The organism is Streptococcus sp. KHUD_011 (genome assembly GCF_046352925.1).
GTDB lineage: Bacteria > Bacillota > Bacilli > Lactobacillales > Streptococcaceae > Streptococcus.
The window spans coordinates 60,306-77,831 of sequence record NZ_CP157578.1 but is presented as its reverse complement, the minus strand read 5'-3'; the positions used below and the strand labels follow the sequence as shown (position 1 = coordinate 77,831).

Annotated in this window: 13 protein-coding genes; all 13 read right to left on the bottom strand. The window is 37.7% G+C overall.

Going from position 1 to position 17,526, the window contains the following annotated elements; translation table 11 throughout:
• Window position 1: 1 nt before the first annotated feature.
• Window positions 2-4,285: an SIALI-17 repeat-containing surface protein gene (locus ABKJ27_RS00395; protein WP_410011798.1), complete on the bottom strand. Its 4,284-nt coding sequence runs from the start codon at window positions 4,283-4,285 to the stop codon at window positions 2-4.
• A gap of 102 nt (window positions 4,286-4,387) precedes the next feature.
• Window positions 4,388-5,638, bottom strand: a complete 1,251-nt coding sequence (locus tag ABKJ27_RS00390) for a glycosyltransferase family 4 protein (RefSeq protein ID WP_000241437.1) — start codon at window positions 5,636-5,638, stop codon at window positions 4,388-4,390.
• A gap of 3 nt (window positions 5,639-5,641) precedes the next feature.
• Window positions 5,642-7,228, bottom strand: coding sequence for a glycosyltransferase family 52 (locus ABKJ27_RS00385; protein ID WP_410011797.1), 1,587 nt, complete (start codon window positions 7,226-7,228; stop codon window positions 5,642-5,644).
• A 31-nt stretch (window positions 7,229-7,259) separates the two neighbouring features.
• A complete protein-coding gene (gene rfbB, locus ABKJ27_RS00380) occupies window positions 7,260-8,255 on the bottom strand; it encodes a dTDP-glucose 4,6-dehydratase (RefSeq protein WP_238096055.1) in 996 nt (331 codons plus the stop codon).
• A 21-nt stretch (window positions 8,256-8,276) separates the two neighbouring features.
• On the bottom strand, window positions 8,277-9,050 hold the full coding sequence (locus ABKJ27_RS00375) for an alpha-1,2-fucosyltransferase (RefSeq protein WP_410011796.1): 774 nt from the start codon (window positions 9,048-9,050) through the stop codon (window positions 8,277-8,279).
• The gene (locus ABKJ27_RS00370) at window positions 9,031-10,389 is read right to left on the bottom strand and encodes a dTDP-4-dehydrorhamnose 3,5-epimerase family protein (RefSeq protein ID WP_410011795.1); all 1,359 of its coding nucleotides are present in this window, start codon (window positions 10,387-10,389) and stop codon (window positions 9,031-9,033) included. Before ABKJ27_RS00370 ends, ABKJ27_RS00375 begins: the two co-directional genes overlap by 20 nt.
• A gap of 232 nt (window positions 10,390-10,621) precedes the next feature.
• A complete protein-coding gene (dltD, locus tag ABKJ27_RS00365) occupies window positions 10,622-11,890 on the bottom strand; it encodes a D-alanyl-lipoteichoic acid biosynthesis protein DltD (protein ID WP_410011794.1) in 1,269 nt (422 codons plus the stop codon).
• On the bottom strand, window positions 11,883-12,122 hold the full coding sequence (gene dltC, locus ABKJ27_RS00360) for a D-alanine--poly(phosphoribitol) ligase subunit DltC (RefSeq protein ID WP_000351967.1): 240 nt from the start codon (window positions 12,120-12,122) through the stop codon (window positions 11,883-11,885). The genes dltD and dltC overlap by 8 nt, the downstream gene beginning before the upstream one ends.
• Window positions 12,123-12,135: 13 nt before the next feature.
• Window positions 12,136-13,380, bottom strand: coding sequence for a D-alanyl-lipoteichoic acid biosynthesis protein DltB (gene dltB / locus ABKJ27_RS00355; RefSeq protein ID WP_410011793.1), 1,245 nt, complete (start codon window positions 13,378-13,380; stop codon window positions 12,136-12,138).
• Window positions 13,377-14,927, bottom strand: coding sequence for a D-alanine--poly(phosphoribitol) ligase subunit DltA (gene dltA, locus ABKJ27_RS00350; protein WP_410011792.1), 1,551 nt, complete (start codon window positions 14,925-14,927; stop codon window positions 13,377-13,379). The genes dltB and dltA overlap by 4 nt, the downstream gene beginning before the upstream one ends.
• Window positions 14,928-14,947: 20 nt before the next feature.
• A complete protein-coding gene (locus ABKJ27_RS00345) occupies window positions 14,948-15,079 on the bottom strand; it encodes a teichoic acid D-Ala incorporation-associated protein DltX (RefSeq protein WP_000813667.1) in 132 nt (43 codons plus the stop codon).
• Window positions 15,080-15,389: 310 nt separating this feature from the next.
• A complete protein-coding gene (locus tag ABKJ27_RS00340; RefSeq protein WP_410011791.1) occupies window positions 15,390-16,568 on the bottom strand; it encodes a ryptide export MFS transporter in 1,179 nt (392 codons plus the stop codon).
• Between the two features lie 239 nt (window positions 16,569-16,807).
• Window positions 16,808-17,512 carry an MIP/aquaporin family protein gene (locus tag ABKJ27_RS00335; RefSeq protein ID WP_410011790.1) on the bottom strand — a complete coding sequence of 235 codons (705 nt, stop codon included), beginning with the start codon at window positions 17,510-17,512 and terminating at the stop codon, window positions 16,808-16,810.
• Between the last annotated feature and the right edge of the window lie 14 nt (window positions 17,513-17,526).

The following is a 17,526-nucleotide window of genomic DNA, read 5'->3' as shown; positions in this document are numbered from 1 at the left end:
TTTACTCATTATCCTTCTTACGAAGAACGATACTTAGACCACTCAAAATTCCAACAAATCCGAATGCTGCCAAGGCTGCGTTCGATTCCGTACCAGTATTTGGCAATTGAGCTACCTCAGTTGATGGAGCTGGATAAGTGTTTCCATCCGGATTGTAATTTGAAGGTACTGGTTTGTTCGGAACTGCCGGTGTTCCCGAATCTTCCGCCACAGGTACAGGTGGTTTTGGAGTCTCGTTTCGTTGAGGTGTTGGAGCTGGTTGTGGTGTAGGTGCAGGAGCTGGAGTTGGAGTCGGAATTGGATTTGGCTCTGGCTGTGGTTTTGGTTCTTCAGGAATCTTCAGCTCTGGAATCTCCACAGTTGGCGGATCTAACGGAACTACTCCACCTTCAAATTCTGGCACTTCAACTTTTGGAGCATCAATTTGCATTACATATTGGTAAACAATTGTAGTTACTCCTTCTTTAACTAAACCTTTTTCCTCTACAGTATTTTTGAATTTATCACCAGCTGGAAAAACACGTTTAAGTTTGAATGTTACTCCATCTACCTCGATAGTCTCAGGAGCTGTCACAGCATACTCTTCTCCGGTAGCTTTATATGTAGTTTCTTCTTTGCCGTCAATAATTGTAGTTGTCGCTTCAGCTACAATTACATTGTTCTTAGCTACTACATCATCCGCAAGGAAGTTTTCATTAATATCTACGAATTTAACGATAACTGTTCCTTTTTTATCTTTTGCGTAATCACGTACACTGTTTGGTTTATTCTGAGAATACTTAACAACAACTGCTGAATCTTTTGATTCATGCGTTACTGCTAATTCCGCTACTTTTTCTTTATCAACTGCATATTTATCGATTTTTGGTGATACTACTTCTGCAAGTTTTTGTTCTTTAGTCCACTCACTTGTGTAGACCACTTCACCAGTTCTACTGTTGATTTCTGCAGTTCTTGTGAAGCGTGCTTTTTGTTCAACTGGTGCACTTGCTTCTTGTCCTGCTTTTGGTCCATTTTCGTAAACATAAGTGATATTACGTTTCACTTCTGTTAAGAGACCTAAATCTTTGTATGTGCGACCTTTTGGATCGTTAGGAATTTTATCCTCTGGTTTTGGAGGAGTATTTTCTCCTTCGTTAGGTTTAGTTGGGTCTACTGGAATAACGTAATCGTATTGGTATACTACTGTCGTAGTTCCTTCTTTTACCTTACCTGTTTCTTCTACTACGTTGCTGAATTTATCAGAAACTTCGTACACACCACGGAAGACATATTTCTTACCATCTTTAGTGATTGTATCTACTTTTTTCTCAGCAGCATTGTAGTTTACATCATTTTCTGTTACTTCATCACGTGTTGATAGGACAACATCACCTGATTTAGTAGCGTATGTTTTCGTTGTTTTCACAACTGCGTCTGTTACTACATTTTCTGTGTCTTTGATTTCATTACCATCAGCATCTACATACTTAACAACTACCGAACCTTTCGTTTCCGTTACTGTCGGTGTAGTTTCTTCTTGTTTATCTAGAGTATAACTATAAATAACGTGTTTTTCACCTTCAGTTACGTCACCTGCTGCTGGAGCTGAGTCAGATGTTGGAGCTACATATTTATAAACTAAACCTGTAGTTTCATCTTTTAGCGTTGGGTATTGTTTATCAGTAGTGTCGTATTTTTCAGTAACTGCGCGTTTTTCTTTACGTTCAGATACTTTTACACCTTTTGAGTAAGTTACATAAGTATCTTCATACTCAACTGGTACTTTATCTTTTACTACTTCTGTTTCTTTTAATGTTTTTAGACTTCCATCTTCGTTGATCACAACATGTTTCACATCAACAGAACCTGTCTTAGTAACAACTGAGCTAGACGGAGTTTTTTCTTCTTCACTTACTAGACGGTATTCGTAAACAACTTCTGTTGTTCCCTCTACTACTTTACCGCTAGCAGCTGGAGAACCTTGTTTTAACCCTACATACTCGTATGTGAATCCAGTATCAGCATCTACTAAAGTTGGATATTGTTTTGGAGTCGTGTCATAGTTTTGTTCTACTGTTTTAACATCAGTGCGTTCGTCAACTTTTGTTTCACCTGAATATAAGCTTACGATAGTTTTTGTTTCTAATGTAACATTATCTTTATCAGTTTCTGTTTTTAATTGTTTTCCATCAGTTGTGACGTACTTGATAACGACGCTACCTTGTTTAGTAGCCGTTGCAGTTCCCGCTTCTTCTTTTGTGATTTTTAAGTTGTAGTAATGAGTTACTACTGGTTTTTCTTCACCCATTACCTTGTAAGCGCGGATTGGTGTGATAATTTCTTTTTTAGTGAATGTCGCTGATTCAGTTGTTTCTGTACGAGTTCTTGTACCATTATCACCACTAATGATGTATTTATTTTCAGCAACAGTTTCTGTAGGAATATACTTTTCATCTGTTACTTTTGCATCTCCTGTAACTGTTACTGTACCGTCTGCAGCAATTTCAACTTTTCCTTTATTAACTAACGTAGTTACAGTCGTTTCTTTATCAGGTTCAGTTTCCACTAATGGAATATAGTCATCTGGCTTACCAGTATAAACAGTGTACTCTTTAATTTTTTTAGTTGTTATAACATCAATGTAAGCGTGTGGAGAATAATCATCTGGAGTATATTTATATACTGTAGTCGTGTGGATGTCTCTATATTTACCATCTTGAAGTTCTGTAGTATCTGTTTTAGCTGCAGTAACCGATACTTCTCCAATAATTTCCGGAAAACCTGCTAACATTTTTTTGAATTTATCTTCAGAAGCAGATGAAATATACCCTGTATTAAGGTCTATAGGAGCATGCAAAACAAATTCCCCAGCACGTCTCCCAGTTTTTATCAATCCTAGTTCCACTTTCCCAGATTGGATATCATCTTCTAAAGTTTTTAGATGTGCATCTAAACGCGCTTTAGCCGCCTGAACTTTCTCTCTTTCAGTTGCATCTGTCGCTTTTCCTTCTAAGAACTCTAAAGCTTTATAATTAGCAACCGTATAATTTTTTAAAATATCTTTTAATGATGATTGAGATTTATTTAGTCTATAATCATAACTATATTCATCACCTGTTGCTAAATTTTGTACTTCAGACCCAGAATAACCAGTTCCAAAACCTAATAATGCGTAAGTAGGATCTTCGCTAGGTGTTTTTTCTACATCATCAGCAGTCCCATAAATTCCATCTGCGCCAGGTGTATAATAATGGTTGACTTTAGGTCCATCAAAAGTATAGTCGTCTACAATATAAGTTGAGAAATAGCCTCTGTCTTTCTTTGTTACTTCTATTTTTCCTTCTACTGAGAAAGTAATATTTCCTTTTTTGATTTTTTTAATAGATTTACCTTGACCTACTGCATACGTATCTTTATCAAGAACAAGAACTGTATCACCTTTTTGAAGAGTTACATTAGCCTTAGTAAACTCTTTAGCATCAGCTTGACCATCATTCCATTTTGTAACAGCATCTTCATCGCTAGTTACTCCATTATCTGCTACAACATACTTACCGTATTGTCCATCAGCTGTTTCTTCAACTAAGTAAACTTTGCCTTTTGTTTTTGTATAGTCAATCTCACCTAGTTTGTTATGCATTCCTTCGGGAGAGACTGCTGCTTCAATATCGTTGAAATGCGTTTTATCATAAGTAAGCTTATCAGCACCTTCTACTTCAGATTTTCCAGCGTACTCATAAACCTTACCATTTGCTTCTACTGTGTCTTTCTTACCAGTATCTTTTGAGACAAGAGTTCCTGGTTGAGTTACAGTTGATTCACGGTAGTCTTTACCGTCTGTATCGTAAGCAAGACCTTTTTTATCATAAGGAGTTTTTACAGTACCTGTTCCCGCTTCTACTGTTTCTGATTTTAGTAATGATTTATCAGAATCCAACTTGTAATTGACAGTCGCTTCTGATTTAACATTTAACGTATCAGTCCCATCAGCATCGCCTGTATTGCTATTGGCTTTTGTCGGTTCGGCAGTTCCTTTTTCTAGTACTGCATCAACTTTTACAGTTTTAGATGCATCTTTATCATCTGTAAAAGTTGTGGCTGATGTTGAAGCTACTTTCGATGTATCGGTCACCATTGTAGCAGTATCTGTACCATTAGAAGTAACATTAGCAGCTACTGGGCTTGCACCAACAGCTAAAGCCACACCTGTTGCCAAAATCGTTGCACCGATTAACTTGGAATCTGTTCGACCATCTTTATACTTACGAAGAGAAAATTTCTCCTGTCTATCAGTATGAAACATAAAACATCGCCTTCCTAAAATTTCATTGTTTTTTATATTTTGAATCTATAAAATGTGCGCTAAGAACTATAAAACTAAGAAAGTTTTACGCTTTCAATTATATCATATTTCTAAGGATAATACATACTTATACATATCCAGAATTTCCTTTTTTTGATAAGCCTTAGAGAATGTTGCTGACGAGTAACGACCTTCTTTTTGATAAGCAATGAGCCACAAGAGTAACTCCCCAATGTCACCAAATGTTGTGACACCTTTGGACTGACTCTTATAGTATCTATGAGCTAAATCTGTATCAGACAAAAGACAGATCAACCCCCTGGCAGATGCTTCTACAGCCGCATTGGCAAAGCATTCACTCATAGAACAAGAGAGATAGCCTTGGTGCTTTTCATAAGGGACCTCTTCTAGAAAACCTGCATAATGGACATTCGACGGCAAGTCTTTCTGGCTATAGCCATCTGGTAAGTTACCATAAATCGTTAACTGGCTATCCGGCACTTGCCGAAAAGCCTCAATCGCCCAGGCACACCGTTTTATCATCGTCATATTGCCAACGATACACCAATCGGTGACTCTTGTATATTCTTTTTCCAAAACTCCATCCACAAACATTGGAGGCAAAAAACAAACCTTTTCTTTCCCTATTAGTTGCTCCAAAACTGGACTTGCAACGATATTTTGGCACCACCCTTGCAAGACAAACTTCATCATGGGATCTAGGATATTGTAGTGAGTATAAGCAAATAACTTTCTTCCGGTATTTTGGAAAAATTTCCTCAATTGAAGAGGATATTCATTGACCATATCAATGATAAAGCAATCTTTCACTGTAGAATTGTTGGCTAGATAGAGACTAACTAACTGCCATTGAGTGTAGGTTTCCCCACTTCTTAGGTTTTGGTAAGAATGGTAATTTTCACTCACATCACCTTTTAGCAACTCCCCTTTACTATCATAAAGAGTAAAAAGATTTTCTTGATATTGGAATCGATACAGTAATTGAGAGGTATAACATTCTACATCTCCATTTTGATAATGAACGAGTCCTACATATCCCTCTTTTGTGTACTCGACTTCACTGACATTAACTAGTCCCTGAATAAATGATTTCTCCACAATCGGATTTTGTCTAGCCAAATCTGATTGATCAAAAATAACATGATAGAAGTTTTCAAAACCAAGTTTTTCCAATGTTTCTACAAAATTCGGTACAAAATTATCCAGATTTGTTAAAACAATTTCTTGTTCTACTTGCAGACTTTTAAAAATTTCTTGACGCGCCAATTGACTTCTTTCAAAGCCATAAGTGCTTATAGGAACGCCTTCCTTTATTGTAAATACTTTCACCATAGTTTAGTCCAATACATCTTCCAATCTTAATCCACGACTTTTTGCTAGTCTTGCACGGAAAGCCATTCCTCGTTTATGACGCTCCGATAAGCGATAGTAAGTTGTCATAACATTCAACACTAAAGCATTGTCCTTTGTGACCATGCGAGCCCATAAATGCCAATCTTCAAACCCATCACACTTAGCATCATAGCCTCCTGCCTCATCATAGGCAGAGCGTTTAAAAATGACGGTTGAATGGTTAAAGACATTTTGATAAGCAAGCTCTAACCACAATTTTTCTCCTGATAAATGATGAGATTGATTCCGTTTAATTTTATCTGTTATAGCATCTTCTTCTGCGACAACTCTAGCCCCGATAAGGTCGAGTTGAGGATTTTTCTCTAACTCCTGCAAGAGAAGATCTAAGTGCCAAGGCATCCATACATCATCTGCATCTTGTCTGGCTACATAAGCCGTTTGAGACAAACTAACTCCACGATTTAACGTTTCTGAAATCCCTTTATGATCTTCCCTAATATACTGTATTCGCTCGTCTACTAGATATGGCTTACATACTTCCTCTGTATTATCTGTCGAACCATCATCCACAATTAACAGTCGAAAGGCTTGATGGGTTTGATTTAAAACAGAATCAATCGTTTGACTAATGGTTTCAGCTCCATTATAGACAGGCATGACAATATCAACAGGTGTGTCCGATTGAGATACATTTTGATAGGGCACACCTCGGTTTGCAAAAACATTTGATTCATGAGTTGTTAAAAAAGTCCGATACCCCTGAACCGATACACCCTCTATATCTTTGACCAATAAAAGCGAAGTTGAGTAAAAACCATGTACCTCAACGAACTCATACTCCTCTAGCAAAAGATAAATTTCTTCTTCAAAGCAAAATCTAGTTTCTTTCAATTTATCTTGATAGGGATTCAAAGGCACTCTTGGATGGGGATAGTAATAATCAATCTTCTGTTCATCTAAAATTTTAGCAGTCAATTTTTGGGTAATTTCCAAATCTTCCTGATAAAGGAGAGAGCCTAGAAATTGCCCCAGAAAAACACTTATTTTCTTGCCATTTTTAGCCCTATGAAAATGACTTGGTTCAAGATGAAGCTTTAGAAAAACCTGCTTCTCTTTTGGGAAGAGGATACAGTCCTCAAATACCGTATAATGTCTATTTGACAAAGACATAACCTCTCTCAAGGTAAAGTTTGTATAAGGAATGCCCCTCTCAAGATTTTGTGTATAGAGATTGAGAGGTACAACGGAAGTACTACCATCATCAAAAGTATACAAATTCATTGTACTTGGATTAAAGACGCTAAGAGCTACAGGATTGTCTAAGCTTGCTAGATAGAGATTACTGATGGCCCTGTCTTTTAAGGCTTCCTGAATATCATTGAAGACTGTCTTTCCTTCTAAAACAAGGACTTCCTTACAAAATTCTGCCATCCGTTCAGCATAAAAAGTCTGTCTCGTATCATTTGACATCTTTAGATAAATCCCGATAAAGTCTTCTGAAACAGTCTGTACAACTTCTTTAGCAACTAAAACCTGGAAGGGAGATGAACAAAAAATTATATTCTCCAAATTTAACTCCTCATAACATTCTTACAAACTCTTACTTAGCATCTTGCTTTTGTGCAATCATCTCTTGCCACCAATCTTCATGGTCTTGATACCAATGGATAACTTCTTTTAAGCCTTTATCAAAATCCACGTAGAGAGGTGTAAAACCTAATTCAGTATATAACTTACTTGCGTCAATTCCATAACGAAGGTCGTGCCCTGGTCTATCTGCTATATACTTGAAATCTTCCTGAGATTTTCCTAACTGCAACAAGATTTTCTGTAAAACTTCAACATTCGTTCGCTCATTATTTACACCAATCAAGTAGGTCTCACCAATAACGCCCTTATCAATAATGGTGTCAATAGCTCGACAATGATCTTTGACATGAATCCAATCACGAATATTCAGTCCTGCTCCATATAGAACTGCCTGCTGTCCAGTTAAAAGATTGGTGATTTGCCTTGGGATAAATTTCTCAGGATTTTGATAGGGTCCATAGTTGTTTGAACAGTTGGAAATCGTAGCCCTAACCCCAAAAGAACGAACCCATGCTTTCACTAATAGATCAGCAGAAGCCTTTGTAGCAGCATAGGGAGAACTTGGATTGTACTGCGTTTTTTCAGTAAATTTATCCTTACTTTCTAATGGGAAATCCCCATAAACCTCATCTGTTGAAATATGGTGGAAACGGATATCATACTTCCTAGCTAACTCTAAAAGATTGTGCGTCCCGACAATATTACTTTTCACAAAAACAGACGTATCGTGCAAAGACTTGTCATTAAAAGATTCTGCTGCAAAATGAACAATCAAATCAACTCCTTCATCGATATAGTTGCTTAATGCCAACTCATTTGCGATATCCAGTTTATAAAACGATACCCTATCATCCAATAAATCTTCGATTGTTTTCATCGAAGAGGCGTAAGTCAAATTATCCAAAATCGTAATCTGAATATCCTTATAAGTCTCTTTTAGGTATCGAACAAAATTTGAACCAATGAAACCAGCTCCACCAGTCACAACGATATTTTTATAGTTCATCTATTTTTCCTTTAACACATTTTACTCAAAGCCAGTACGGTCAACACTTACAACTTCCCATTCTCTTGTATCCGCAATTTGTTTCCCATTTTGTTCAAGTAAAGTATTAAAATCAGGAACAAACACTTTTACAAAAGGCTTTGTTAATCTTAAAATATAGCCTACCCAGTAACAATAGGTCGAATTGGGACAAATAAAATACTTATTGCAACTATATAGCTGTAAAAAGTTGTCTTGAATATCCTGCTCCTCAACTATAATCGGGTTTTCAAAATGATACTGAGAATGGAGAAAAGGTACCAATTCTTCGCGGCACCAGGCAACATCGTCTGAAGTAATTCGGATGGTTAACTGTTGGAATTTATCCCCTTCAATTGCTGCTATCTTCTCTAAACAAGAACCGATATACAACTGAGAATTATAACCGTAATTTTTTCTATTTCGTTCATTGAGAAAATCCGTTCTTCTAATGGCAATGGTCACATTTTTCTCTTCAAATAGAGCGGAAGCTGCTACCACTGGTTCAATCAAATACTCTCTACAAAAAGAGTCCAATTCTTCTGAAGAATAGTCAACACCTGCCTCTTGAAAATAACCAAAATCTTCTAATTCGGTACCATTTGCTTTTGAAAATAAGACAGCGGTTTTTGGAAAAAAGGTTTGGGCAAACTGAAAATATCCTGTTCGTAAGACATAACTTTCCTCATAGCCCATCATCCGATCTCTATGCGCTTGTAGTAGAAGATAGAGCAAATTTCCTAGTTGAAAACCTCTATTATTTTCGTAAATTTTCAAGATTAGAATCTCCTTTTTGCTTTGTAAAGTATTGTCCCAAAGTAGAAGCGTCAGGATTTTTTAATAAATTCTTTATTTGTCTACCTGTAAAAATTTCAGAATTATCGATACCCAATTTCACTCCATCAATCCTATTTAAATTCGATACTAGATGACGAGCCAAATCATTTATTGCTGTTACTTGATAGCACATCTCATCAGGATAAATATCAGAAATCGGCTCTAAATCCCTCAACAGTTCATCTGGAAGAGGCTCTAGTAAAACCCACAACTGATCATTTACTTTTTGATAATATTTTCCTAACTCAGGCTTATCCAAAACAATATCATTTGAAATATAAGTCCATTGTCTAGAAAGCAAATCATGAATAAAGCCCTTTTTCAGTGTCTTTCCATATAAGGTGTCCATAATATAAATAGTATTGCTATTTTTATGAGCTTCAATCACGCTATTATAAATCTTTTGATGAATAGCGCTATATCTGACGCCACTATCAAATACAGATTTAGTGGACACTAAAATCATATGACCTGTCTGAATATTTTTTAGAACATTTACTAATTTCTCTATTTCCGCATCATCGTTTTTCAAACCTAAATTGGTTAATAATTTTTCTGATGACGGAGCAGTACAAATCACCACATCATAAAAACCTTTCAAAGCGTCTTCAATATTATTTCTATTGAAACAACTTAAATCAATATCAGATTGCTTCCTTAATGTATCAAATAAAACTTTCCCAACTGCACCCGTCGAGCCAATTAAGGCAACTTTCTTCTTACTTGATTCAATGATGTCAAGAACTTCTTTGAATGTTTTAGAAGCTTGGTCTTTTTCAGAAATGATTGGGTTTAAAAGAGCATCCCACGACAAATTAGCATCTTTGTCTAGAGGTGTAATTCCTAGATAGTTTTTATGTGGATCATAATAATCAGCAACTAAATAATTCAATATTCCATTATCAACCAGCGATTGCGCTCCATTGGCAACTCCACCAGGAACAAAAACAGCCCTACCAGGTTTGACATCTATCACATCTACAGATTTGTAAGTTGGAGAATCTATTCGTAGATCGATAAAAATCATTTTGAAAGTCCCATAGGCTACTGTCATCAATTTTTCATAACCCTGACAATGCATCCCTCTGATAACTCCCTGATTTGAAACAGACACATTATTTTGAAGTTTATGATGAAAGAATGATTCTGGCACCCCATTTGCAACTAAATCTTTTTTTCGCCAATTCTCTAAAAAATAACCACGCTCATCATGATGAAGAGGACTTTCAAAAACCAACAAACCTTGAATCTGTACTGAAATAGTTCTATCTATATCCATCTTTTCCCCTCTGTATTCATACCCAAAACGATTAATCCAGCTAAACTAAAGTCATTTTCATTATGTTTCTTAAATTATACCACTATATGGGGTCTCTAGCTAGATGAAGGTCATTCTTTTTAAACACCCATATCTATAAATACACATTTTTATTAGCATAAAAGAAAAACCCTAAAAATTAGACTAGTCATCTAACCTTTAGAGTTATATCATTGATTATTTTGTAATCCGTCTATTGAAATTCCTTGACATCTCCATCATAAGTCGCCCAATCTTTACTGAAAAAGCGCTCATTCAGATAGTAAGTCGGAGCTGGGGTGGGATTGGATAGGAAGGGATCAACGGCCTTATCAAATGCCAACCAACCTAACCAACCAAGGTGAATGGTATCCTTCATAAAGAAAGCTTCCCCACCGTCATTAGAAAAATCTGCTATATTGGTAAACCCTTGACTTTCTAACTGGTAGCGAATCTTCTGCACCGTTTGTTGGTACATATCTTCTCGTAAACCAGCATAGTCCATCCATTTTTTATTAACAGGTGGAATGATAAAAATCGGGTTTACCTTGGATTTAGAAAACTGTGTCAACACTAACTGCAAGTCATTATATTCTGGCGACTTGAGATAGGTAAAGCTTTTCTGAGAATCCTTTAATTTCTTCAAATCCTTCTTAATCTGCGTATTATAGAAATAATTTTCCATTCCCAGATCATTATTGGAAGTATTCTTTTCTGCATCTGCTTTAACAATATCTTCTATAGCTTGATAAGAAAACTGGTCTGGCAAGGTCTTTAAATACTTAACTACATGCTTATCATAATTGACATAGCCTCTAACTGAAAATTGACCAAAAAAGGAAGCTTGGCGTTCATTAAACCGAGCCAATAATTCAATCATTTCATTGTCTGCCGTCGACAATTCTTCTTTACTTGCCAACTTCTGAACCAGGTCCTTCATAGCTACGTTGGGAAACTGCTGCAGTAAGCGAGTCGCTGCATATTGACTAGCCTGATCTCCAGATTGATGTTCCAGAAAACTGGTCAACTGGTCTCCATTAAAATACTGCTGAAAAGCTGCTGGTTCATAGCCATTTTTACTAAACCACTGGGGCGAGATAACATATACAACTTGTTTATTCTCTAGCTGTGGCAACATCTGTTGCATCCCAAAATACTGATTGAGCGAGGCAGCTCCCCTCTGTCCTAAAAGATAGGGACGATAAGAGCGGTTGTATTTCTCAGCCAAGACTGCAGGATGGGCACCGTCAAAACGAAGCCATTCACTGGAGCCAAAGAAGGTAACAAAACGCATATTTGGATCAGATAGAGCTCTGACCTTTTGACTCCTCTCCTTAAAACTATCGATAGTAGTAGCCACCGCCGAACGCTTCTCAGCTCCCAAATCATGGCGCATCTCAGCAGGATAGAAAAAGATGAGCAGACAAACCAACAAACCAGCTATCAAGACCGGTCCGAAGATCATCCATAAGCGTTTAAGCATTTTGTAGCTCCACAATACCAGCTATGATTTTATTAGCTGTGTTCCAGTCATCACGACCAAACTCTGTAACAGGGACACGAATGTCAAAGCGATTTTCAATCTCCACAATCAATTCAACCGTTCCCATACTATCCAAGACACCTGCATCAAAAAGATCTTCATCCATCATGTCAGAAACATCTTCCATAAACAACTCATCAATAATTTCGATAACTTCTGATTTGATATCCATATTTTATTTCCTTTTATTTTTTAAACCATAGATCATTCAAAAATCCAGAAAAGATCAAGAATGACAGCATGACGACATGGAAGGTGATAACCATGCCAAGCAACTGAATCCAGCGATTCTCAGGTAGAGCAGGCTTCCCTGCTTTTTTCCGTTCCTTATTGAGTGTTTTTTTCTTACGAACCCAAGCGTCATTGATGACCAGCCCAATTCCATGAAAGAGTCCATAGGCTATATAGTACCAGGTCACACCGTGCCAAAATCCCATAATCAGCATATTTACAATGTAGGCCACACTTGAGGTTACATTGCGATTCTTAAAGATCTTCTTTCTGGTCAATACCATCACCATTCGCATAAAGACAAAGTCACGGAACCAGAAAGAAAGACTCATGTGCCAACGATTCCAAAATTCCTTTAAATCCCTTGATAAAAAAGGTTTCTTAAAGTTGATGGGGCTACGGATTCCCATCAAGTTTGAGATGGCTAAGGCAAACATAGAGTAACCTGCAAAGTCAAAGAAGAGCTCCAGACCAAAGGTATACATAACTGCCAAGGCATAGATGTTAAAGAAGCCACCTGACTGCAGGGCTAGATTCTTCAGAGGAGGGAGTAAGGTCTCTCCTAAAACATGAGCTAGGATAAACTTGTACAAAAATCCCCACATGATATAGCGAACAGATTCATCCAGCATATCCATCAACTCATCTCGCTCAGGAATGGTCTGATAATTTTCATTAAATCGCTTAAAACGATCGATTGGGCCACTTGAAAAAGTCGGCATGAAGAGAAGGAAACGGAGGAATTCCCAGAGGGTAAAATCCTTAATCACTCCATCTCTCAGCTCGATGATAATCCCAACCGAACGAAAGGTCAGGTAAGAAATTCCCAAAAACCCAAGCAAAGACTGCGTTCCATTGATAGCTGGCTGCACCTTGACAAAGATAATCGGAAGGAGGGATAGAAAACTGACTAGATAGAAGACCCACTTGCCATCCTTACTTTTTCGATAGTGCTTGTAGAAAAGCAGGAGCAATATCTCCCAGCAAAGGTAAATACCCAAGGCAGCCAACTGATTAGTCTTCCCACCTACCAACATGGTGACGATAAAGAAGAGACTAACCAACACTTCATACCAGGCAAAGCGTTTCTTGAAAAAGAGGCCGATAAAGATAGGCAAGGTTGCAGCAATCACATAGACAAAATACTGAGGATTGCCGTATGGCTCTAAATGAGGAAGCTGTTGAAAGAACTCCATCATCTCTGATTCACCTCGTTAATCAATCCTTTGATGTCAATCTTTCCATTTGGAGTCAGTGGCAAACTGTCTCGGTAAAGGAATTTAGACGGCATCATGTAGGACATCATGATATCTGTTAAATCTTCCTTGATAGCCTTGGTAATATCAATATCTCGCTCAAACTGCTCACGCACACCGTCTTTTAAGATGACATAGGCCAGCAGATTTTGTACCTTGTGGTCCTTGTTATAACGTGGAACAGCAACAGCAGACTCGATAAAGCGAGACTTATTAAGGTTTTGAGAGACATCTTCTAACTCAATTCGGTAACCGTTGAACTTAATTTGGAAGTCCATGCGTCCGCCGTAGAGAAGCAAGCCCTCATCTATCATAGTTCCCACATCGCCTGTGTGATAGGCTGGCAGACCTTCAAACTCAAAGAAGGCTTCCGCTGTTTTTTCAGGATTATTCATATAGCCTTTTGACACAGCTGGCCCAGAAACAATGATTTCTCCCTGTTCGCCATTTGGCAGTTTATTGCCTTCCTCATCAATGATAAAGGTTGGAGAATCAGCCTTGGTATAGCCGATTGGTAGGCGTTTGAGAGTCGCTAGCATCTCGTCTGTCACAGCAACTGCTGATAGGGCTACTGTCGCTTCTGTTGGGCCGTAGGCATTGATAATACGGGCATTTGGGAAACGTTCGCGCAGTTTTTGAGCCGTTTTAACCGTCAATTCTTCGCCATCAAAGTAGAAATGCGTGATTCCAGGCATTTTCTCGCTATTAAAGTCTTCAGACAACATGGCCATATCTGCAAAAGAAGGGGTTGATGTCCAGATAGCGATTGGCAATGAAAAGATGGTCGCAAAGAGTTGCTTAAAGTCCTGAGTAATAGCTGAAGGAAGAGCGAAGAGCGTACCACCCAGTGCCAAGGTCGGTGCCCAGTACATGACGGACAGGTCAAATGAATAAGGTGGCTGAGCCAGCATTTGCGGACGACTTGGCGTCGCAAATTCCTTATCCGTAATCATCCAGTTGGTAAAGCTGAGGAGGTTATCATGAGAAATCTGCACTCCCTTAGGCTTACCAGTCGTACCAGACGTAAAGATAATGTAGTAGTTATCATCACCCTTGACTGGATGCGTAATCTCATAACTAGTCCCTTGAGCAAAGGCTTCTTGAACCTGAGCTAGAGTCATCATTGGCGTAGAAACCTGTTCCAATGGAAAGTCTGAGATAGCAATAATCAAGCTTGGCTCTGCTACTTCTAAAATAGCCGAAACTCGCTCCAAAGCCGAATGGCTGTCAATGGGAATGTAGGCATGGCCTGACTTAGTCAGAGCAACAAAGGTTGCCAACATTTCATATTCTTGGCCACCAAAAACAACCACAGGAGACTTCTCTGGTAAATCCAGTTGGTCAATAGCTGCAGCCAAACTATCCGAATCAGCCTTCAAATCTCCATAAGTGTGTTCCTGCCCCAAAACATTATAGACAGGATAGCTAGGCTGTGTCTGAGCAAAATGCTCAATGGTTTCAATCATATCTACTATTGGTTTATTTGACACAATAGGGATTCTCCTTCAAGTTAAAATTCATTATAGATAAAGCTTCCTTGACCCTGACCAAGATAGCTAAAGAAGTAAAGCAGCCCTAGAAAGATAAGAAAATACAAGGCTGTCCTACCAAGAAAGAGGTACAATTCTTTTCTCTGTTTCATCAAGAAAAACCATTCATTTCTGTAATTTTTGCTAAATAAGATGAACTCTTACTATAGTATTTTTCTACCATTGTACCACTTTATAGGGTAATTTTTCAATTGTTTGCCGTACATTTTCACTAGATTTCAGCTTATTTTAAGGATTATGCGGTTTTTCTATGTATATTTTAAATAGAGTGAGGCTGGACAAAAACTCAATTTCAGTAGAAAATGAAGTAAATCTTCCCATAATAAAACGCACGATATCAAGTTTTTTCAACACCCGATACTATGCGCTTTTCTAATTTTTCAAGACTTTTTAACTAGTCTCTCACCTAAAATAATCTCGTCTGATATAAATTAAAATAGCTTCTATCATCAGACAAATGGCTGATATCCAAAAACTGATGCTAATACCAAAATTCTCAGTAATATAGCTCATTAGCAAAACAAATACTGAAAATGCTAATGTCGAAATCACTTCAAGAACGGAATAGACATTAACCAAATGATTTTCCTCTACTGTTTCCTGAAGAAATACACTTTCAGGAACTTCTTTTAGCTGCGATAACATCCCAACTAGAGCTGAAAATACTAAAAACATCTGTGCATTTGGAAAATATAGAATAGTCAGTGTCACTATTGCCATGGCTACAAGAGGAAAAAGAATACTTTCCCATTTAGCAGCAAGGAACTTTTCAGATAGCCTAAAAGAAATTAAGCCACTAATTATAATCCCAATAGAGTATGCTGTATTAGAATATCCCCAGTAACTTTCCGTTTTATTTAATAACTCCGTTACAAAGACAAGTATGATAGACGAAACCCAAATAGTATTTGAGAAAATTTCAAATAAATTTGCTGATACAAAAAGTCTTAATCTAGGATCTCTAGCAACTAACTTCCAACCTTTGAGCAAAATTTCAAGATTTGTCTCTGACTCTAGCACCTCCACTTCAGCCTTAGGAAGAAATAACATCAGAAAGCTAGAAATGATATACAACATCAAAATTATAAACGTGGTTGGTAATAGACCAATTGTTGCAAACAAGAGTCCACCTAACCCCCACCCCACCAATTGAACGGCTTCACCACTCATTGATAAGGCTGAGTTAGCCTTACCCAAATCAGTTGCATAGCGCGGCACAATAGCATAAGAAACAGGTGCGGCAAAACCATCTAATATAGAAATTGCAACAACAAATAGATAGATTACCAAAGGCGCTACTGATTTCATTACGGTAAACATTCCTACCAGTATCGCCAATAATATAGTCTTTCCAAATTGAGAGAAAGATAAAACCCTATTGAGCGCTATCCTTTTAGTAACTAAAGGAACTAAAAGACTCGCAACAAAAGAGGATATCCCTATTAAAATGGGAACTAGTGATGTGGCAATTACTGATTTTGAAATAATGTATATGTTAGCAATGATTGTTACTCTAAAGAAAATATCTGCTAAATTTGCAAACAATTGAGAGACTAACAACTTAATAAATGAATTAGACATGTAACGCTCCCATCTTAGTTACCAACTTTAGAATTAAAATTTGATTTTTAATATTTTAGCATAAAATAGCAGAAAACAAAAGTGAGATTTTTCACATAAAAAAGCAAAAGCTATTGCCTTTATTCTTCCTACTTTTTGAAGGAATTATTATCGTTGGAGGCTAGCTCTAAGAAGTTATACTCAATAAAAAAAGCCTGAGATTTTCATCTCAAGCTTTATCAGCATAATTGTTTTCTAGGTTAGAAAAGTGAGAATACAAGAACGGCCAAAGCTGCACCAATAACAGGTCCCACAACAGGAATCCAAGCGTAAGACCAGTCTCCGTCTCCTTTGTTTGGAATTGGCAAGATGCTGTGCATGATGCGAGGTCCAAGGTCACGAGCTGGGTTGAGAGCGGAGCCTGTAGTTCCACCGAGAGACAAACCAATCCCTAAAATCAAGGTACCAACGGCAAAAGTACCAAGTCCTGCTTGAAGGTCATAAAGACCAAGTGCAAAGATGGTCAATAGCAAAACAAAGGTTCCAAGGATTTCACTGATTAGATTGGAAGTAGTGTCTTTGATAGCTGGACCTGTACTGAAGGTTGCAAGGATATTTCCAGGATTTTCTTCTGCTAGGTAATGCGGTTTGAACTGTAACCAGACAAGGACTTGCCCCACCATGGCTCCAGCAAATTGAGCGATGATATAAGGAATCACAGATGCCCAAGCTAGTCCACCATTAAGAGCAACCCCAATCGTCACCGCTGGATTCAAATGTGCCGGACTTAACTTGCCAGAGATAAAGCCTGCCACTGCAACTGCAATCCCCCAACCAAGAGTAATGACGATCCAACCTGAGTTATGGCTCTTCGTTTTCGGAAGAACCACTCCTGCTACAACCCCATTTCCCAAAAGAATCAGGATTAAGGTCCCTAAAAATTCACCAAATAATTCTTTCATCATATCGTTGTCTCCAT